Source organism: Methyloversatilis sp. (genome assembly GCF_030698125.1).
Lineage (GTDB): Bacteria > Pseudomonadota > Gammaproteobacteria > Burkholderiales > Rhodocyclaceae > Methyloversatilis.
The window spans coordinates 1-19,476 of record NZ_JAUYNV010000019.1; the positions used below are offsets into that span (position 1 = coordinate 1).

General features: G+C 66.3%; 20 protein-coding genes. 8 read left to right on the forward strand and 12 right to left on the reverse strand.

The genetic code is table 11. The annotated features are described in order from the left end of the window. Positions 1–234: 234 nt before the first annotated feature. On the reverse strand, positions 235–1,572 hold the full coding sequence (locus Q8Q80_RS08020) for a sorbosone dehydrogenase family protein (protein ID WP_305632409.1): 1,338 nt from the start codon (positions 1,570–1,572) through the stop codon (positions 235–237). Then, positions 1,569–1,727: a DUF3309 family protein gene (locus Q8Q80_RS08025; protein ID WP_305632410.1), complete on the reverse strand. Its 159-nt coding sequence runs from the start codon at positions 1,725–1,727 to the stop codon at positions 1,569–1,571. Before Q8Q80_RS08025 ends, Q8Q80_RS08020 begins: the two co-directional genes overlap by 4 nt. A gap of 229 nt (positions 1,728–1,956) precedes the next feature. Here Q8Q80_RS08025 and Q8Q80_RS08030 point away from each other — a divergent pair, with 229 nt between their 5' ends. The 3 genes from Q8Q80_RS08030 (at position 1,957) to Q8Q80_RS08040 (ending at position 5,559) form a co-directional block, all read left to right on the forward strand. Then, positions 1,957–2,502 carry a hypothetical protein gene (locus tag Q8Q80_RS08030; protein ID WP_305632411.1) on the forward strand — a complete coding sequence of 182 codons (546 nt, stop codon included), beginning with the start codon at positions 1,957–1,959 and terminating at the stop codon, positions 2,500–2,502. A 79-nt stretch (positions 2,503–2,581) separates the two neighbouring features. Next, positions 2,582–3,403 carry an alpha/beta fold hydrolase gene (locus tag Q8Q80_RS08035; protein ID WP_305632412.1) on the forward strand — a complete coding sequence of 274 codons (822 nt, stop codon included), beginning with the start codon at positions 2,582–2,584 and terminating at the stop codon, positions 3,401–3,403. Positions 3,404–3,465: 62 nt separating this feature from the next. Next, complete coding sequence (locus Q8Q80_RS08040) at positions 3,466–5,559, forward strand: catalase (RefSeq protein ID WP_305632413.1); 2,094 nt, start codon at positions 3,466–3,468, stop codon at positions 5,557–5,559. 86 nt (positions 5,560–5,645) lie between these two features. On the opposite strand, the gene Q8Q80_RS08045 is transcribed toward Q8Q80_RS08040, so the two are convergent. The 3 genes from Q8Q80_RS08045 to Q8Q80_RS08055 are packed head-to-tail and all read right to left on the reverse strand — an operon-like array spanning position 5,646 to position 7,685. After that, positions 5,646–6,221, reverse strand: coding sequence for a YceI family protein (locus tag Q8Q80_RS08045; RefSeq protein WP_305632414.1), 576 nt, complete (start codon positions 6,219–6,221; stop codon positions 5,646–5,648). Between the two features lie 52 nt (positions 6,222–6,273). Further along, positions 6,274–6,861: a cytochrome b gene (locus Q8Q80_RS08050; RefSeq protein WP_305632415.1), complete on the reverse strand. Its 588-nt coding sequence runs from the start codon at positions 6,859–6,861 to the stop codon at positions 6,274–6,276. Then, positions 6,858–7,685, reverse strand: coding sequence for a class III extradiol ring-cleavage dioxygenase (locus Q8Q80_RS08055; protein WP_305632416.1), 828 nt, complete (start codon positions 7,683–7,685; stop codon positions 6,858–6,860). Before Q8Q80_RS08055 ends, Q8Q80_RS08050 begins: the two co-directional genes overlap by 4 nt. Positions 7,686–7,780: 95 nt before the next feature. On the opposite strand from Q8Q80_RS08055, the gene Q8Q80_RS08060 reads away from it, so the two are divergent. Beyond that, positions 7,781–8,662, forward strand: coding sequence for a LysR family transcriptional regulator (locus Q8Q80_RS08060; RefSeq protein WP_305632417.1), 882 nt, complete (start codon positions 7,781–7,783; stop codon positions 8,660–8,662). Positions 8,663–9,001: 339 nt separating this feature from the next. After that, a complete protein-coding gene (locus Q8Q80_RS08065) occupies positions 9,002–9,925 on the forward strand; it encodes a PEP-CTERM sorting domain-containing protein (RefSeq protein WP_305632418.1) in 924 nt (307 codons plus the stop codon). Positions 9,926–10,028: 103 nt separating this feature from the next. Here Q8Q80_RS08065 and Q8Q80_RS08070 read toward each other — a convergent pair whose 3' ends face one another. Beyond that, the gene (locus Q8Q80_RS08070) at positions 10,029–11,111 is read right to left on the reverse strand and encodes a glycosyltransferase family 8 protein (RefSeq protein ID WP_305632419.1); all 1,083 of its coding nucleotides are present in this window, start codon (positions 11,109–11,111) and stop codon (positions 10,029–10,031) included. Between the two features lie 302 nt (positions 11,112–11,413). Between Q8Q80_RS08070 and Q8Q80_RS08075 the strand changes: the two genes are divergently transcribed. Further along, positions 11,414–11,980: a hypothetical protein gene (locus tag Q8Q80_RS08075; RefSeq protein WP_305632420.1), complete on the forward strand. Its 567-nt coding sequence runs from the start codon at positions 11,414–11,416 to the stop codon at positions 11,978–11,980. Between the two features lie 628 nt (positions 11,981–12,608). On the opposite strand, the gene msrA is transcribed toward Q8Q80_RS08075, so the two are convergent. From msrA to Q8Q80_RS08105, 6 genes are all read right to left on the reverse strand, one after another. Beyond that, on the reverse strand, positions 12,609–13,226 hold the full coding sequence (gene msrA, locus Q8Q80_RS08080) for a peptide-methionine (S)-S-oxide reductase MsrA (RefSeq protein ID WP_305632421.1): 618 nt from the start codon (positions 13,224–13,226) through the stop codon (positions 12,609–12,611). A gap of 5 nt (positions 13,227–13,231) precedes the next feature. Then, on the reverse strand, positions 13,232–13,732 hold the full coding sequence (msrB, locus tag Q8Q80_RS08085) for a peptide-methionine (R)-S-oxide reductase MsrB (RefSeq protein WP_371132730.1): 501 nt from the start codon (positions 13,730–13,732) through the stop codon (positions 13,232–13,234). Positions 13,733–14,085: 353 nt separating this feature from the next. Next, the gene (locus tag Q8Q80_RS08090) at positions 14,086–15,375 is read right to left on the reverse strand and encodes an RNA polymerase sigma factor (protein ID WP_305632423.1); all 1,290 of its coding nucleotides are present in this window, start codon (positions 15,373–15,375) and stop codon (positions 14,086–14,088) included. Between the two features lie 16 nt (positions 15,376–15,391). Further along, a complete protein-coding gene (locus Q8Q80_RS08095) occupies positions 15,392–15,805 on the reverse strand; it encodes a YciI family protein (protein ID WP_305632424.1) in 414 nt (137 codons plus the stop codon). Between the two features lie 79 nt (positions 15,806–15,884). After that, entirely contained in the window at positions 15,885–16,244 is a 360-nt protein-coding gene (locus Q8Q80_RS08100) for a YciI family protein (protein ID WP_305632425.1), read from the reverse strand. 73 nt (positions 16,245–16,317) lie between these two features. Beyond that, on the reverse strand, positions 16,318–16,806 hold the full coding sequence (locus tag Q8Q80_RS08105) for a VOC family protein (RefSeq protein WP_305632426.1): 489 nt from the start codon (positions 16,804–16,806) through the stop codon (positions 16,318–16,320). A gap of 640 nt (positions 16,807–17,446) precedes the next feature. Between Q8Q80_RS08105 and groES the strand changes: the two genes are divergently transcribed. After that, positions 17,447–17,737 carry a co-chaperone GroES gene (groES, locus tag Q8Q80_RS08110; protein WP_069038271.1) on the forward strand — a complete coding sequence of 97 codons (291 nt, stop codon included), beginning with the start codon at positions 17,447–17,449 and terminating at the stop codon, positions 17,735–17,737. Between the two features lie 45 nt (positions 17,738–17,782). Next, positions 17,783–19,432, forward strand: coding sequence for a chaperonin GroEL (groL, locus tag Q8Q80_RS08115; protein ID WP_305632427.1), 1,650 nt, complete (start codon positions 17,783–17,785; stop codon positions 19,430–19,432). Positions 19,433–19,476: the final 44 nt, after the last annotated feature.

The following is a 19,476-nucleotide window of genomic DNA, read 5'->3' on the forward strand; positions in this document are numbered from 1 at the left end:
GATGCCGCATTTCGAAGACCGGATCGCCTGCGGAGGCGGAGCGCGGGTTTCGGCGAGCACGGCTCGCCGCCCGTGGAGCTGGTCTGACCGTCCCCTCGGCCATCAGGTGATCGATGCCCTGCTGGCAGGTCGATTTCGCGACGACGCCAAGTCAGATGAGGTCGAGCACGACCATCACGATGAGCGTGGTCGTGCATGCGGCAGCAAGCCTGAGGGTCGTGCTCATGGTCGTGCTCATTTCGCCGCTGCCGTCACGCGCCAGATCGTGTTGCCGACATCATCGGCCACCAGCAGCGCGCCTTTCCGGTCGAGTGCGACGCCGACCGGCCGGCCATAGGCTTCGCCGTCCGGGCTCAGGAAGCCGGTCAGCACATCGACCGGTTCGCCAGTTGGCTTGCCGTTGTCGAACGGCACGAAGATCACCTTGTAGCCGCTGTGCGGCCGGCGGTTCCACGAGCCATGCTGGCCGATGAACATGCCGTTGGCAAATGCCGCCGGCAGCGTGGTGCCCACTGACGACGCCAGACCGAGCGAGGCGGTGTGCGGCCCCAGTGCATAGTCGGGCTTGCGGGCGCGCGCCACCAGCGCCGGCTGCTGCGGCTGCACCCGCACATCGACATGCCGGCCGAAATAGCTGTACGGCCAGCCGTAGAAGTCGCCGTCGCGCACCGACGTGAGGTAGTCGGGCACCAGGTCGCTGCCGATTTCGTCGCGTTCATTCACCACCGTCCACAGGGTGTTGCGATGCGGTTCCCACGCCAGACCATTCGGGTTGCGCAGGCCGGTCGCGAACAGGCGGTGCGTGCGCGTTGCCAGATCCACTTCCCAGATGGCGGCGCGGCCTTCTTCGGCGTCCATGCCGCGCTCGGCGACGTTGCTGTTCGAACCGGTCGTGACGTAGAGCAGGCTGCCTTCCGGATTGGCGATCAGGTTCTTCGTCCAGTGATGGTTGATCGGCCCGCCGGGCAGATCGACCAGCTTGACGCCGGGCGCAGTGATTTCCGTACTGCCGGTGACGTAAGGAAAGCCGAGCACTGCGTCGGTGTTGGCGACGTACAGCGTGTCGCCGACCAGTGCCATGCCGAAGGGCGAGTTCAGGCCGGCGAGCAGCACGCTGCGCAGGTCGGCAATGCCGTCGCCGTCGCTGTCGCGCAGCAGGGTGATGCGGTTGGCGCTGGGTACGCCGGCGCCGGCCCGCTTCATGACCAGTCCGCTGATCCAGCCCTTGAAGCCGTCGCCCGATCTTGCCGGCGCATTGCTTTCCGCCACGAGTACGTCGCCGTTGGGCAGTACGTGCAGCCAGCGCGGATGATCAAGGCCGCGCGCAAAGGCGGCGACCTGTGTGCCGGGTACGGCGAGGGGTGTGCTTCCCTGTGCCCAGCCGATGGCGGGCGCGATATTCACCGTGGGCAACAGTGTTCCGACGGGCGCCGGCAGCACAGGATCGGGTCCGGTGCCGGCACTGACCGGCAGTTTCGCCGCTTCGCCGCAGCTGGCGAGCAGCACGCAGAGCGCCAGCATCGCACCCGTCAGATAGCCCGGACGCGATGCCGCCGCCCTGCGCTGCGTCATATGCGGCCCATCAGCAACAGCACGATGAGTACGATGACGATCAGACCCAGTGCGCCGCTCGGGCCGTAGCCCCAGTTGCGGCTGTGACCCCAGGTCGGAATGACGCCGATCAGGATCAACACCAGCACGATCAGCAGTATGGTTCCAAGACTCATGAATTGTTCTCCGACATATATGTATACGGGCTTGTATCGTGGTCATCGGTTGAACCTTTGTCTGTGCGCTGACGGACACAGCGCGGGTGGGACATTCACGGTCTGAAGGCTGAAGTCCGGATCATCGGCCGGCAACTTGTGCGCTGGCGAACAGACCTGACGGCGACGGGTGAATAAAACGGTGCGCATCCTCCAGCGAACCGCACCTTCTGCATCCGGTGACCGCACCATGAAATCTCTGTTCGTGATCCTTTCCCCGGGCGCACTCGTGCTGCTGTCGTGGCCGGCGCTGGCCGCCGGGCCGATGAGCCGCTTCGAGTTTGAACTTGAAACAGGGCGCATCGCGTCGACCTTCACGCACGCAAGGGCCGTTTGCGACGAGTTGACCAGCAATACCAAGGACATCTGCGTCGAAGAAGCGCGTGCCGTGCAGGCGGTGGCGCACGCTGAACTCGCCTTCCGCCGCAGTGGTCACCTGGCGGACGCTGCGACGGTACCGGTGGTACGCGCCGAAGCCGCCTATGCCGTGGCACGCGAACGCTGCGATGAACAGGTGGGCGCCGACAAGGCGCGCTGTCTTGCCGTAGCGAAGGCAGCGCAGGCGAGCGCGCTGGCCGGCGCCAGGGGCGCAGCCGGAGGCCGCGTTGCGCAGATGCCGGTCAACACCCGCCGTGATGCCGAATACCAGCGCTCGGTCGCGAAATGCGAAGCCATGGCCAGCGATACGCGCAGCCACTGCCTCACGACAGTCCGCAAGAACGCCGGCAGGATCTGAAGTTCCAGCACGCCGGAAATGAACGTCCGGCCGCGCTCCATACGCCCGCATGCACTGCATCGATTGATCGGAGATCACCATGAACCATGTCACCACGCGCGACGGCGTGAAGCTTTACGTCAAGGACTGGGGTCAGGGGCGCCCGGTCGTGATGACCCACGGCTGGCCGCTGTCGGCTGACAGTTTCGACGACCTGTCGATGGCCATCGCCAACGCCGGCATGCGCGCCATCAGTTACGACCGGCGCGGCTTCGGCCGCTCCGACCAGCCGTGGTCCGGTTATGACTACGACACGTTGTCCGACGACCTGGGCGACGTGCTGGAACAGACCGGCGCGCGGGACGCCACGTTGCTCGGCTTTTCGATGGGTGGCGGCGAGGTGGCGCGCTACATGTCACGCCACGCCGGTATTCGGGTGAGGCAGGCGGTGCTGGTGGCCTCGACATTGCCGTTCCGGCTGAAGACCGACGACAACCCGGATGGCGTCGAGCAGGCGAAGTTCGATGAGACCGCTGCCGCCATCGCACAGGATCGCGCAGCCTTCTGGCCGCCTTTCTTCAAGAACTTCTTCGGTGTCGGCATGGTGTCGCATCCGGTCAGCGACGAGGTGATGGCCTGGGCCTGTTCGGTGTCGATGCAGGCCAGCCTGAAGGCGACACTGGCCTGCGCGAAGGCCTTTTCGAGTACCGACTTCCGCGGCGACCTCGCGTCGTTCACGGTGCCGACAATGATCATCCACGGCCGTGACGACAAGATCGTGCCGATCGAATCGTCATCGCGTCTGACCGCGCGCGCCATCCTGCACGCCCACTTCATCGAATACGACGACGCGCCGCACGGCCTGTTTGCCAGCCACAAGGAGCGCTTCATCGCCGACGTGCTCGCGTTCCTGCGTGACTGACCCCGGCGCTTCCAATTTTCCGCGAGCGTCCGCGCTCCACAGACATCCGAAGGACACATCACATGCAAAAGCATGACAGCAAGGCCGATGGCGCCACATCCGGGTCCGGCAAGGGTTGCCCGGGCAATGGGGGTGAGCTGCATCAGCAGGCCGGCGCAGACCATCCGGTACTGACCACGAACCACGGATTGGCGATTTCCGACAATCAGAACTCATTGCGGGCCCATCCGCGCGGGCCCACGCTGCTGGAAGACTTCATCCTGCGCGAGAAGATCACGCACTTCGACCATGAGCGCATTCCGGAACGCATCGTGCACGCTCGGGGCAGCGGCGCGCATGGCTACTTCGAACTGACGCACTCGCTGGCCGACTACACGACCGCCGAAGTGCTGACCGAAGTCGGCACCCGCACGCCGGTGTTCTGCCGCATGTCGACGGTGGCCGGCGGCTCGGGCTCGGTCGACACGCCGCGCGACGTGCGCGGCTTCGCGATCAAGCTCTACACGCAACAGGGCAACTGGGATCTGGTCGGCAACAACATCCCGGTGTTCTTCATCCAGGACGCGATCAAGTTTCCCGATCTGATCCACGCCGTGAAGATGGAGCCGGACCGCGGCTTTCCGCAGGCCGCCTCGGCGCACGACACCTTCTGGGACTTCATTTCGCTGACGCCGGAATCGATGCACATGGTCATGTGGGCCATGTCCGACCGCACGCTGCCGCGTTCGCTGCGCATGATGGAAGGCTTCGGCATCCACAGCTTCCGGCTGATCAATGCCGCCGGCAAATCGACCTTCGTCAAGTTCCACTGGCGTCCGGTGCTCGGCCTGCAATCGACGGTATGGGACGAAGCGGTCAAGATCGCCGGCGCCGACCCTGACTTTCACCGGCGCGACCTGTTCGAGGCCATCGCCGCCGGCAATTTTCCGGAATGGACCTTTTCGGTGCAGTTGTTCACCGAAGAAGAGGCGGCCGCCTTCCCGTTCGACCATCTCGACTCGACCACGCTGATTCCGGAAGAACTGGTGCCGCTGCAGGAGATCGGCCGCATGGTGCTGGACCGCTGGCCGGACAATTTCTTCGCCGAAACCGAACAGGTGGCGTTCTGCCCGTCGCATCTGGTGCCCGGCATCGACTTCTCGAACGATCCGCTGCTGCAGGGGCGTCTGCATTCCTATCTCGACACCCAGCTGTCGCGCCTCGGCTCGGCCAATTTCCACCAGATTCCGGTCAATGCGCCGAAGTGCCCGTTCTCGAACCAGCAGCGCGACGGCCACATGCAGATGGGTCAGCCCAAGGGGCGCGTGGCGTATGAACCCAATACGCTGGCACCGGACGTGGCGCGCGAATCACCGGACACGGGCTTCCGCAGCACGGCCCTCGACGAGAGCGGCCAGCGCGGCCGCATCCGCGCTGACACATTCGCCGATCATTACAGCCAGGCGCGCCAGTTCTGGCGCAGCCAGACCGAACATGAACAGGCGCACATCGCCTCGGCGTTCGTGTTCGAACTGTCCAAGGTCGAACACCCGCACATCCGCGCCGCGATGGTCGGACATCTGCGCCACATCAACGAGGCGCTGGCGCGTCGGGTGGCCGACGGTCTCGGCATGATCGACCTGCCGGCGCCGCCCGCTGCGGCACGCCCGGTGCAGGATCGCGAGCCGTCACCGGCGCTGCGCACCATCGGCAAGGGTCGCAACACGCTGACCGGACGCGTCGTCGCCATCCTGATGAACGACGGGACGGACGATGCAGCCATCGAAGCACTGCACACGGCGCTGGTCGAAGCCGGTGCCACCGTGAAGCTCGTCGCACCCAAGGTCGGTGGTGCGAAGCTGCGTGACGGTTCGACATTCGCCGCCGACGGCCAGCTCGCCGGCACGCCGTCGGTCATGTTCGACGCGGTGGCCATCGTGCTGTCGTCGCCGGGTGCCGTCGAACTTTCGGCCGACGCTGCGGCCATCGATTTCGTGCGCGATGCCTTCGGTCACCTGAAGGCGCTGATGCTCGACGAAGGCGGCCGCACGCTGCTGAAGGCCGCCGGCGTCGTCGCCGACGCGGGCGTGTTCGATGTCGATGATCACGCCGGCTTCATTGCCGCCGCGGGCACCCGTCAGTGGGCACGCGAAAAGACGGTGCGCAAGCTGGCCTGACACCCAGCTGCTCGCGCCTTGCAGGCGCGGGCGGTGGAGCGGCGTCGTGTAGGCGCGGCCCGCCTGTCCGCTGCGACACGGATGGCCTATTCCCGGATCGCCTCGACTGCGACATCGATCGTCACGTCGTCGCCGACGTGCGGGGCGTACTTGCCCATGTTGAAGTCGGTACGCTTGACGGTGACCGTGGCGTTGGCGCCGATGGCGTCCTTTTTCAGGATGGGGTGCGGCATGGACTGGAAGGACGTCAGTTTCAGCGTGACCGGCCGGCTCACGCCCTTGAGCGTCAGCACGCCTTCGACCGCGGTGGGGGCGTCGCCGCTGAACAGCACCTTGCTCGACCTGAAGGTCGCGGTCGGGTGCCGGGTGGTGTCGAGAAAATCTTCCGCCTGGATGTGTTCGTCGAACAGCGCGAAGCCGGTATCGACCGACGTCGTGTCGATGGTGATGTCGACGGCGCCGGTCCGGGCTGCGCGGTCCAGCGTCACCGTGCCTGTCGTCTTGTTGAAGCGGCTCAGCTGTGTGGACAATCCGAAGTGGCTGTACGAAAAGCGCGGGAAGGTGTGGCCGGCGTCGAGCTTGTACGTCTCCGGGGCCGCCAGTGCGGGCGCGGTGACGGTGGCCAAGGCGAGTGCGGCGACGAGGGTTTTCAGCGGGGTCATGGCGGTGCTCCAGTGATCTTGCATATATATAGAGTGTGTTGTGGTTGGCGGCTCAGCCGCCGGTGGTCATCTTCAGCAGCGTGCGGTCACGCCTGACGAAGTGGTGGTACAGCGCCGCCGCGGCGTGGCCCGCGATCAGCAGCCAGATCAGCCAGGCACCGAGCACATCCTTGTGGATGAAGTCGATCGGCTTCTCGAAGGTCTTGAAATCCAGTCCCATGCCGTTGGCCACCACGGTCTGGAACAGCGCCGTGCTTTCGAATTTCGGTATGTCGAACAGGAAGAAGAAGTCGGTATCGACGCCGGTACCCAGATAGCCGGTGATCGGCGCGACGATCATCACCGCATACAGCGCCATGTGGCCCAGATGCGCGGCACGGTGCGCCAGCGGCGTACCCGGCTCGTCGGCCGGCTGCGTGGTGCCCAGACGCCACAGCACGCGCAGCACGACGATGACCGCGATCGTCACGCCGACCGACAGGTGGATCTGCAGCGCGGTCAGGTTTTCCGGCGTCTGCTTTTCGGTGAACCACTGGCGGAAATAGACCGAGCAGTAGGCAGCGAGAAACAGCGCGGCGGTTGTCCAGTGCAGCCATCGGGCGATGCGACCGTAGTTGTCGCGGGTGTTCGTGAGGCTCATTGCGTGTCTCCCTGTAACGCGGGGGTGAAGGACCAGGCATCCATCGCCAGCACGTGCTCGTCGATGCCTGCATGAAAACGCGTCGCCCGTGCACCGTCGCCCGCCGCGCCCAACGCGACGAACAGCGGCAGCAGATGTTCTTCGCTCGGGTGCGCCTGCACGCCGTCGGAGGCGCGGCGCCGGTAGTCAATCAGCGCAGCGGTGTCGCCCGCGCTCAACTTTTCGGCCACCCACTCGGCGAAGCCGCGCACATAGGCAGGCGTGTCGGTGCCGCTACGCGACACGGCGTGCCAGTCGCGCAGGTTGTGCGTCAGGTTGCCCGAGCCGATGACGAGCAGCCCCGGCTGCAGTGCGGACAGCGCGCGGCCGAGCCGCCACGCCTGATCCGGCCCGCCCGCGCTCTGGATCGACAGCGCGATCACCGGTACGTCAGCGTCCGGATACATCAGGCGCAGCGGCACCCATGCGCCATGGTCGAGCCCGCGCGTCGTGTCGAGCTGCACCGGCAGACCGGCCGCTTCGATCGCCCCCGCCACGCTGCGCGCCAGTTCCGGGCAGCCGGTGGCCGGGTAGCGCAGCGCGCGCAGCGCCGGCGGGAAGCCGCTGAAATCGTGGATCGTGTCGAAACGGGTGGCCGCACCGACGGTCGGCACGGCGGTGTCCCAGTGCGCGCTCACGATGACGACGGCGCGCGGCCGGGGCAGGCGGGCGGCCATCGCTGCCAGCGCCGCGCCGGCAGCACCGGGTTGCAGTGCGAAGGTCGGTGCGCCGTGCGGCACGAACAGTGATGCAAGGCCGGCGGCGGTGCGGGATGGGGCGGTCATCAGGGCGGCGTTGAAGTCCATGACCGAACCATAGCCGTCATCGTTGCGACGAAATAGGCCACAATCAGTAATTGATCGTTGCTGGAATGACAACAATGGACCGGCTGGATGCGATGCAGCTGTTCGTGCGGGTGGCCGAGCTGGGCAGCTTTTCAGCCGTGGCTCAGCAGCTCAATGTGGCGCGCTCGGTGGTCACACGGCAGATCGCCGGGCTCGAAGCCCACCTCGGCGTGAAGCTGATGGCGCGCAGCACGCGCCGCCTGTCACTCACTTCGGCCGGCACCGCCTATCTGGAAAAGTGTCGCGTCATCCTGAACCTGGTCGAAGCGGCCGAAACCGGCATCGGCGAAGCGCGGCAGACGCCGCGCGGCGCGATCCGCATCGGCGCGCCGCTGAGTTTCGGTCTGAAGCGCCTGTCGCCGCTGCTGCTCGATTTCGCGCAGCGCTACCCCGAAGTCAGCCTCGACATCGATTACAACGACCGGCGGGTGAATCTGATCGAAGAGGGCATGGACCTCGCCCTCCGTGTCACCGCACGGCTCGACCCCGCCACCGTCGCAAGGCGCCTGGCCACCAGCCGCCTCATCGTCGCCGCGTCACCCGATTACCTTGCGCGTCACGGAGCGCCGCAACGGCCGGACGACCTCATCCACCATGAATGTCTGGGCTACACCGCCAACGCCACGCCGAGCTGGACCTTCACCATCGACGGCCAGACCGTCACCATCCCGCTGCGCGCCCGCCTGAGCGCCAGCAACGGCGACGTGCTGACCGAAGCCGCCGCCCTCGGCATGGGCATCACCTGCCAGCCCGACTTCATCCTCGACCCGTGGCTTGCGGACGGCCGGCTGGTGCCGGTGCTGGACGCCTTCGACACGCCTGAACTCGGGGTGTACGCCGTGCTGCCCGGCAACCGCCACGTGCCGCACCGGGTGCGGGTGCTGATCGATGATCTGGCGGCGCGCCTCGCAGCGTAGGGCCGCGGCCGGAGCGTGTCGCGCCGGGCTGATGAACCGGGGTGCGCGTCGCCTGGCCTGCGGACTGATGCCGTTGTCGGCAAATTTGACACTTGTCATCGTGTCGTTCGCCACGTCACTTGCGAAGGGCTGAAAAGTCTTGATAAATCATTGATATGGAAAGATTTTGAGCGTCTGGCACTGTCGTTGCTACGGATCCAGTGCAGCGGGATGGGCGCACGAGCAAGCACGACCGGCGCCGGTGTGACTTCACGTCACAGCCTCGTTCGGGCGCTACCGGCAATCCCCGGCGGCACGCCCATTTCCCGTTCCATAACGGATATCTAGAGAGGAATGAAGATGCACAGCGCAGCCACCGACTCCTTCCGCAGACTGACTGCCGCGCCCTTGTGCGCCCTGGCGCTCGCCGCCGTGCCACAGACTGCGTTCGCGAACTTCTTCGACCTCAGGACCGGCGTCGATTTCACCACCTGGACCTTGTCGGGCGATGCGACTGCATTCAACAACGATCTTGGCGATGCAACGGACAGCTATGCGCGGCTGAATCGCGGCATCGGCGGCGGATCGGTCGGGGGAGCGTTCGCGCCCGGGCCGGTAATTGTTGATTTCAATGCGCCGTTCGAGGTTTCGTTCCGGTTCTTTGTTTCGCATTCCGGAGGCGTCGATGGCGAGGGCAACCCGGTGGGGGTGCAAGGCGACGGCCTGACCTTCTTCATGACCGGCAACACACCCGCGCTCGGCCAGGGCGGCTCCGACCTGGGTTATGGCGGTAGCGGCATGAACGGCTACGCGTTTGCCGTCGACACGTTCAATTTCGACAACGAACCGCAAGCGGTCAGCGTGCAGATTCTGGGCGAGGGCAGCAGCACCCCCCTGGCATTCACGGAAACCGGCCTGCCCGACATTCAGCCGGCTGACTACTACCAGTGGTTCGGTACGGTGGGCTTCACGCCGTCGGGTGATGACGACGAAACCGGCACGCTGTCCTTCGAAATCCTGCAGGCCTTCACCAATCAGAGCTATCGCGTCGAGTGGTCCTCTGCCGACTGGAGCTCCGTCGCGACCGACGTGTATGACGAAGAGTCGAACTTCCTCGGCCGCGGCATCCACTTTGGCTTTACGGCCGGCAACGGTCTGGCCGACGACGTGCATTTCGTCGGCTCGCTCACGGTCGCCCCGCCCATCCCCGAGCCCTCGACCTGGGCCATGCTGCTGGCCGGCCTCGGCCTGGCCGGATTCGCTGCCCGCGCCCGCCGGAACTGAGCATCCGGTCGAGCGCCGCTGCTGCCCGCACCGCCGGTCATGACGCGGAAGGGCTGATGAGATGACGCGAAAGCCGGCGCGGCTCGGCTGAACGTCGTCGGAGTTACCGGCTCGCGCTTGCCCTGCACGGCGCAACCGGATGCCGGGCAGCGCGTACGCCGGTCTCTGCCGGCAGCTTGAAGGTCGCGGCAACCTTCCGGCGCGACCCGACCGCTGGCTTCAACGTGGCGGGACGGCAGGAGAGGTCGGTGTCGAAGCCGTTGAGGTAGTCGGTCATGGCGCCGATGCTCAGCAGGTGCTTGAGGTAGGCGCGCGCGAGTTTCGGCGGCCAGCCGCGGCGCGCCGGGTCGATGACGGCAAGCTCGGTTCGACCCGGGTAATGACGCTGGGCAAACATCCGGTAGGCGCGGCGAAAGCGCGGCGGCAAGGTGCATGCGGTGTCGCGCCAGGGCTTGTTCGGGCCGATGAAGTGGACGAATTTCGGCTCCACCAGATCGGCGAAGAATCGCGACGACCACGTGTATTGCCAGTTCCACACCGGGCTGAGCTCGGTCCAGTGGCCGTCAAGTACAAGGTTCAGCAGCGACTGGTCGTGCCGCAGCACGGCTTCGGGCGAGTCGGCGAGCACCTGCAGGCAGCGCCCGAGTATGCGTTCTGACTGGTAACGCTCGACGTCGATCAGCAGCATGCCCGAGTTGAAGTAGGGCGACGCCGGCCGGCCGAGCTTGCGGTTCTCAGGCACGCGTCGCCCGGGCGTGCGCCACTGCACGTTGTCGCGCACCGCGCCGATGACCGCGCCGAGCAGGTCGATGCCCAGCAACTGATCAATGCCGGCACTCATCGGCATGATGTCGCTGTCGAGGTAGAGGACGCGCCGGTAGCGGCCCGTGACCGCGCCGGGGATCAGCAAGCGCAGGTAGGCCGCCGCGCCGTGGCGATCAGCATGGGTTCCGGTGTGGAACGGGTTGCCGGGCGGCATCTTCATCAGCTTGAGTCCGGTGGCAACCAACGACGGCGGCAGCTCCAGCTCGTCCTGTGAGAACAGGCAGATGTCGAACGTGCGGTCGGGGTGCAGCAACGCGATCTGCTCTGCCATGAACAACGCGTACGGCGCGTAGTTTGCGTCGCACGCCATGACGACGGCGGTGTCGTGCTGCACGCCCTGTCGGATGTCATGTTGAGTCATGGGGTGGCTGACGGGAAAGTTGCCCGACTATCGTGACTGATCGACACATCCTGAGCGCAGCACATTAAGCGGCGCTTAACTCAGTTTCCTTACGCACGGTGGGGCGTACCCGAACCGGATTCCGACATGCGCATGCCCGGCGAGCGTGCCGGTTCGCCAGCGTACAGACCCTGCACGGCGCAGCCGCCACGCTATGGGGGTCGAAGCGCCCGATGGTCGGGCGCGCGTCCAGCGCGGACGTCGTTGAGCGCCTTCCGCGCCACGACCCGGCTTCCGCAAGGCCTCCACAGGAAAGGGCAGTCATGACATCCATCATCGCCGGGCGCCTGCAGCGTCAGGATCAGGTTGAACTCGCCATCACCGAACTGCTGGCCGCCGGTTTCCCGCGCGACGGCATCAGCACCTTCTACGTCAATCCGGCCGGGCAGCACGATCTGTATCCGGTCGGCGGCGACCGAGACGAATCACCGGGAACCAGCGAGGCCGACGGAGGGCTGGTCCGCGGGGCGGCCACCGGCGGCGCCATCGGCGCTGCGGTGGGCGTCGCCGGCATCGCCGTGATGGGTCCGGTCAGTTCGGTCCTGGGCGCGGCAGTCGGTGCCCACATCGGCACGCTGGTGGGCAGCCTGTCGCAGATGAAGGAAGGCGACGAGGAGGAGGCGGGTACCGATAACGCGCTGCCCCAGAGAGCGTCCGGAATGGTGGTGGCGGTGGCGATGAACGGGCAGGGCAGCGAGGCACAGGTGATCGCCATTCTCGAAGCACTCGGTGCCGACCAGATCGAACGCGCCGACGGCACGATCGCTGCCGGCGACTGGGGTGACTTCGACCCGCGCGACACGCCGAACCTGATCCGGCACCCGGAGTGAATGCTTGTTGAGGGACGCGCAAGGCCCGCCGCGGACCGGCGCCTGTGAGAACCGCGACGGTGTTGCCCTTAGTAGGAGCGGACCCTGTCCGCGATCTGTGCGTTGATCACGTGATACCGCATTTCGGAGACCGCATCGCCTGCAGGGCAGGCTCCTACGAAAACCGCGATGGTGCTGCCCTTCGGAGCGGACCCTGCCCGCGATCCGTGCGTTGATCACGTGATACCGCATTTCGGAGACCGCATCGCCTGCGGGGGCGGAGCGGGGGTTTCGGCGAGCACGGCTCGCCGCCCGTGGAGCCGGTCGGCCATGCAGGGCCGACCGTGGGACGGCTCCTACGAAAACCGCGACGGCGCTGCCCTTCGTAGGAGCGGACCCTGTCCGCGATGGGCGCGTCGATCAAGCGGTGCCGCCATTTCGGAGACCGGAATCGCCTGCGGGGGCGGAGCGGGGGTTTCGGCGAGCATTGCTCGCCGCCCGCAGAGCCGGTCGGCCATGCAGGGCCGACCGTGGGACGGCTCCTACGAATACCGCGACGGTGTTGCCCTTCGGAGCGGGCCCTGCCCGCGATAGGCGACACCGTGCGCCTGAACGCGCGCATCGTCCTGGCTTCCGGCGTCCCGGCACTTCACTTCCCGCCCCACAGCTCCTTCAGCCGCGCATCGCGGCCGCAGCTCCAGCGGTAGTACTGGTAGCGCGCCGGGTTCTTCTTGTAATAGTCCTGGTGATAGTCCTCGGCCGGGTAGAAGGTGCTCGCCGTGTTGATTTCGGTGACGATGGGCGCCTTGAAGGGCTTGGTCTTTTCCAGTTCGGCTAGCGAACGCCGTGCGGCTTCGAGCTGAGTGGCGTCGTGCGTGAAGATGGCGCTGCGGTAGGAGTGCCCGGCGTCGCAGAACTGACGGTCTTTCGTGGTCGGATCGATGCTGCGCCAGAAATGGGCCAGCAGCTGTTCGTAGCTCACCTTCGCCGGGTCGTACTCGATCAGCACCGCTTCAGCGTGGCCGGTGGTGTCGGATGACACCGTCTTGTAGGTCGGGTTGGGGGTTTTGCCGCCGGTGTAGCCCGAGGTGGTCGACAGCACGCCCGGCACCTTGTCGAAATCGACCTCGACGCACCAGAAGCAGCCGCCCGCAAAAGTGGCTTTCGCAACCGCGGGCGGTGCGGCCGGTGCAGCGGCAGGCGCTTGCGCGAACACGACCGCGCACAGCGCGGCGCCGGCCAGTGCGCCGATCAGCTGTTTCGTCACGGCGCTCACGCCTCGGCGGGCGCGAAACGCAGCGCGATGCCGTTGTTGCAGTAGCGCTTGCCGGTCGGCGCCGGGCCGTCGTCGAACACATGACCTTGATGGCCGCCGCAGCGCGCGCAGTGGTATTCGGTGCGCGGCAGGATGGCCTTGAAGTCGGTCTTGGTGCCGAGTGCTCCGGGCAGCGCGGTATGGAAGCTGGGCCAGCCGGTGCCGCTTTCGTATTTCGTGTCGGACGAAAACAGCGGCAGATCGCAGCCGGCGCAGTGATAGGTGCCGCGGCGCTTCTCGTCGTTCAGCGGGCTGCTGCGCGGGCGCTCGGTGCCTTCATTGCGCAGTACCGCGTACTGGCCGGGCGACAGGCGCTTGCGCCACTCGGCGTCACTGAGCTTGAGCGGGATGGGAGCGCCGCTGGCGGCGGCGGCAGGTGCGTCGGCCGCGATCACGCGGGCGGCGACTGCGCCGAGCGCGCCGGCGGCGATCACGCTCAGCCATTCGCGTCGGTTGATGTGTCGGTTCATGCAGAATCTCCTCGTGGGTATGCGGTGCGGCGCAGGGCGCCTCAGTGGACGTGCCCGGGTCGGGCCGGCTCATGCAGGATCAGACCGGCAGGGCAGGGTCAGGCTTACAACGGCCGGCGGCACGGGTGCGCACTGCGACACGCAGCCCATGCGTATCTTCGGGCTGGCATGCGCTGTGTTGTCTCGGACAGTGCGGATGGCCGCGAAATCCCGCGGTGTGAAAGAGGGTGCGAACCGGGGCGGTGCGCGGGCGGCGGAACCCGGACCTTGCGACCGGTTGCGGCGCCGGCACAGGACCCGGCACCCGCCGCCGGATCGGGTGCGACTTCAGTTGCGTCCGCTCAGCCGCCCCCTGCATTGCGCGCGCAGTGTGCGGCGCGCTCGAGCAGCAGCGCGCGTTCGCGCCCGTTCTGCGTCAGTGCCGCCGCGCGCCTGAACTCCGCTGCTGCCTCGTCCTGCCGACCGAGTTTGTCCAGCAGATCGCCACGCACGCCGGGCAGCAGGTGATAGTGACGCAGCGCCGGGTCATCGAGCAGCCGGTCGATGATGTCCAGCCCGGCCTGCGGCCCGAAGGCCATGGCCAGGGCGACGGCCCGGTTCAGCTCGACCACCGGTGACGGCGCCAGCTCGGCCAGCGCGTCATACAGCGCAGCGATACGGCCCCAGTCGGTATCGGCGGCGGTGGCGGCGCGCGCGTGACAGGCGGCGATGGCGGCCTGCAGCGCATACGGGCCGTAACCGTCGGGTGACGCGGCGCGTTCCAGTGCCGCCAGGCCACGCCGGATCAGCAGCCGGTCCCAGCGGTTGCGGTCCTGCTCGAGCAGCAGGATGGGCGCGCCGGCCGCATCGACGCGCGCGTGCAGCCGCGACGACTGTATTTCCATCAGCGCCACCAGTCCGTGCACTTCCGGTTCGGCCGGCGCCAGCACGGCCAGGATGCGGCCCAGCCGCAGCGCCTCTTCGCACAGCGTCGGACGCATCCAGTCGTCACCGGCGGTGGCCGAATAGCCTTCGTTGAAAATCAGGTAGATCACCTTCAGCACCGACGACAGCCGTGCCGCCAGTTCGGCTGGCGGCGGCAGTTCGAACGGCACGCGGGCCTCGGCCAGCGTGCGCTTGGCGCGCACGATGCGCTGGGCGATCGTCGCTTCAGGCACCAGGAAGGCGCGCGCGATGTCGGGCGTGCCCAGGCCGCCGATCAGGCGCAGCGTCAGCGCCACGCGCGCTTCGAGCGACAACACCGGGTGGCAGGCGATGAACACGAGGCGCAGCACGTCGTCGCCGAGCGGATTGTCGACGGCGGCTTCGAGCGCGGCGTCGGGTGCGGGCGGCGCGCCGTCCTGCAACTGACCTTCGAGTTCGAACGCGATGTCGTCGGCCTTGCGTGCGTGCAGCGTGCGCTGGCGCAACAGGTCGATGGCGCGGTTCTTTGCCGCGGTCATCAGCCAGGCGGCCGGATTGTCGGGTATGCCTTTCAGCGGCCACTGTTCGAGCGCCGTCAGCAGCGCGTCCTGCGCCAGCTCTTCGGCCAGGCCGATGTCGCGCACCCGGCGCGCCAGCGCACCGACGATGCGCGCCGATTCGATGCGCCACACCGCATCGAGCGTGCGGTGGATGTCGGGCGCGCTCATCGGCCGCGCCTGTGCGTCATGAGGCGCCGGCGTCCATCGCGCGGAAGCGGTCGATCGCCTCGCCCGGCGCGAAGTCGTCCAGCTCGAACAGCTGCCTCACTTCTATTTCGGCGTCGACGCCTTCGCCGGCCGGGTTCGGAAAGCGGCGCGTCCATTCCAGCGCTTCTTCGCGGCTGTTCACCTGGATGAGCGTGTAGCCGGCGATCATGTCCGTGCCCCCGGTAAAGGGCCCGTCGGTCACGTTGCGCGTACTGCCGCGGTAGTGGATGCGCCAGCCGTGCGCGCTCGGCTTCAGCCCCGAGGCGTCGAGCAGCACGCCCGCCCGCATGAGCGCTTCGTGATAGCCGGCCATCGTGGCCAGCAGCGGTTCTTCGGGCATCACGCCGGCTTCGGTGTCGCGCGTGGCCTTGACGATGATCATGTAGCGCATGGCGGGCTTCCTTCGCGGTTGCTTGAGCACGCAACAGACGGACGATGCCCGGACGGCCCGGCGCCGTCGCGTGGGTCACTCATCCTTTTTCGAAACACGGTCCGACGCCGCGCACTTCCACCGTCGACCAGGAGGCGGCCGGGCAGGCGCGCGCGATGTCGATCGCCTCCTGCCGGTTGTCGGTGGCCAGCAGGAAGAAGCCGCCGACCATTTCCTTGGCTTCGGCGAACGGCCCGTCGACCACGCTGGTACGGCCTTCGCGCGTCTCCACGCGCGCGCCGGTGGCCGTCGAGTGCAGCGATTCGCTGGCGATCAACAGGCCGCGCGCCTGCAGGTCGGCGCCGAAACGCATCATGCTGTCGTACAGCGCGCGTCCTTCTTCTTCGGTGCGTTCGGCGCGCTGGCCGACCGGTTCGACGATCAACAACATGTGCGGCATGGTGTGCTCCTTGTGCGGGACCGGTGGCGCCGGTCGGGTCGGTGACGGGATGCAGGCGATTGCCGGCGCTACCTCAGTGGCCGTCCGGGTTGCCCGCATCGTTGCTGCACATCGCCCGCACCGCGGCCTGCAATTCATCGGGGCTGACGTCGCGCAGGTGGGTGGCGACCGACCACTCATGTCCGAACGGGTCTTTCAGCTTGCCGTAGCGGTCGCCCCAGAACGCATCGTCGACCGGCATCGTGACGGTAGCACCGGCCGCCACAGCGCGGGCGACGACCGCGTCGACATCGGCGACCTGCAGATGCAGCGTGACCGGTGAGCCGCCAAGGTGTATCGGGTCGAACAGGCCGCAGCCGGCAAAGGCGTCGACCAGCATGACCGTCGAATCGCCGATGCGGATGGCTGCATGGATGATGTTGCCCTGCGGCGCAGCAAGGCGCATCTGCTCCTCGGCGCCGAAGGCGGTCTGGTAGAAGGCGATGGCCGCGGCGGCATCGGCGCACACCAGATGCGGGGTGACGGTGTGCATGCCGTCGGGGATGGGCTTGACGTGGGACATGGTCGGGTTCTCCTGGCAGGTGTCGGGCGCCGCCACCATTCGGGGCGCGTCACCATCACGACGAAGCAGACGGCACCGGATCGACACGATACGCCCGCATTTTTTGCGGACGACTGCCGATTCCCGCGCCGGACCCGTTCAGCCGCGGCGGTCCGGTGGCGGGACGCGGTGGCTGACACCGCCGCATGGATACAGGTACTCGGCGGATTGTCGGTACGGGCACTGTTCTCGTTGGAGCGGCGCCCACTCCGAGCCGGGTTCTGTTCTTGTGGGAGCCGCGTTCTCGCCGCGCTACTCACTTTGATCAGCGATCATCGCAGTACAGGTCGCGGCGGGGAGCCGCTCCCACAGCAAGAGCTCCCACACGGGAGGCTCCCCCAAACCTTCCTGAACCGGTCATCGGACAGCAGTGCGACGCCACCTCGCTGGCGCTGGAGCCGGTTTTCCATGCGTGAAAGGCGGCTGCAAACACCGTGGCACCGTGGTGCCGTCTGCGATGAGGACTTGAAATTGCAACACCCAGCCCCTATCATTAGCACTCGTTGGCAGTGAGTGCTAACAAAGCGGTGCCTTAGCGCGCCGCACCGAATATCGATCATCTCGCGACCTTGTCGCGATTTATTTTTCAAGGAGTCATTGCATGAAAATCCGTCCGTTGCACGACCGCGTGCTGGTCAAGCGTCTGGAAGAAGAGCGCAAGACCGCCTCGGGCATCGTGATTCCCGATGCCGCTGCAGAAAAGCCGGATCAGGGCGAAATCATCGCCGTGGGCGCAGGCAAGATTCTCGAAGACGGCAAGATCCGCCCGCTGGCAGTCAAGGCAGGCGACCGCGTGTTGTTCGGCAAGTACTCGGGCCAGACCGTCAAGGTCGATGGCGAGGAACTGCTGGTCATGCGCGAAGAAGACATCATGGGCGTGGTCGAGGCCTGATCGCCTCCTGCAACCTGAATCTTTCAAACTTTCAAGGAGTTGGACATGGCTGCAAAAGAAGTACGTTTTGGTGATTCCGCTCGCGAGCGGATGGTGGCGGGTGTCAACATTCTGGCCAATGCGGTCAAGGTGACGCTGGGCCCGAAGGGCCGCAATGTGGTGCTCGAGCGTTCGTTCGGCGCCCCGACCGTGACCAAGGACGGTGTGTCGGTCGCCAAGGAAATCGAACTGAAGGACAAGTTCGAGAACATGGGCGCACAGATGGTCAAGGAAGTCGCTTCCAAGACCTCCGACGTTGCCGGTGACGGCACCACGACCGCCACCGTGCTGGCTCAGGCCATCGTTCGCGAAGGCATGAAGTATGTGGCTGCCGGCATGAACCCGATGGATCTGAAGCGCGGCATCGACAAGGCCGTCACGGGCATCATCGAAGAGCTGAAGAAGATTTCGAAGCCCTGCTCGACCACCAAGGAAATCGCCCAGGTCGGTTCGATCTCGGCCAATTCCGACACGTCGGTCGGCGAGCGCATCGCCGAGGCGATGGACAAGGTCGGCAAGGAAGGCGTCATCACCGTCGAAGACGGCAAGAGCCTGAATGACGAACTGGAAGTGGTCGAAGGCATGCAGTTCGACCGCGGCTACCTGTCGCCGTACTTCATCAACAACCCGGATCGCCAGATCGCCGTGCTGGAAAGCCCGCTGGTCCTGCTGCACGACAAGAAGATCAGCAACATCCGCGATCTGCTGCCGATCCTGGAACAAGTCGCCAAGGCCGGTCGTCCGTTGCTGATCATCGCCGAAGACATCGAAGGCGAAGCGCTGGCCACCCTGGTGGTGAACAACATCCGCGGCATCCTGAAGACCGTCGCCGTCAAGGCACCGGGCTTCGGCGACCGTCGCAAGGCCATGCTGGAAGACATCGCCATCCTGACCGGTGGCACCGTGATTGCCGAAGAAGTCGGCCTCACGCTGGAAAAGGCCACGCTGCAGGATCTGGGCCAGGCCAAGCGCATCGAAGTGGGCAAGGAAGAAACGACCATCATCGACGGCGCCGGCACGGAAGACGCGATCAAGGCCCGTGTTGCCAACATCAACACGCAGGTCGAAGCCGCCACCTCCGACTACGATCGTGAAAAGCTGCAGGAACGCAAGGCCAAGCTGGCCGGCGGCGTTGCGCTGATCAAGGTTGGTGCTGCGACCGAGTTCGAAATGAAGGAAAAGAAGGCCCGCGTCGAAGATGCGCTGCATGCAACGCGTGCTGCCGTCGAAGAAGGCATCGTGGCTGGCGGCGGTGTCGCACTGGTCCGCGCCCTGCAGAATCTGGGCAACAGCCTGAAGGGCGCCAACGCCGATCAGGATGCAGGTATCAAGCTGATCATGCGTGCCGTCGAGGAACCGCTGCGCCAGATCGTCGCCAACGCCGGTGAAGAGCCGAGCGTCGTGGTGAACAACGTGAAGGAAGGCAAAGGCAACTACGGCTACAACGCAGCCACCGGCGAGTACGGCGATATGGTCGAGATGGGCGTGCTGGACCCGACCAAGGTCACGCGCACCGCTCTGCAGAACGCCGCATCGGTTGCTTCGCTGATGCTCACCACCGACTGCATGGTGGCCGAGCTGGCTGAAGACAAGCCGGCTGGCGGCGGCATGCCGGGCGGCATGGGCGGCATGGGCGGCATGGGCATGGACATGTAATGTCCGTCGCAGCCACCGCAAGGTGGCTGCGACCCGGTCACCCG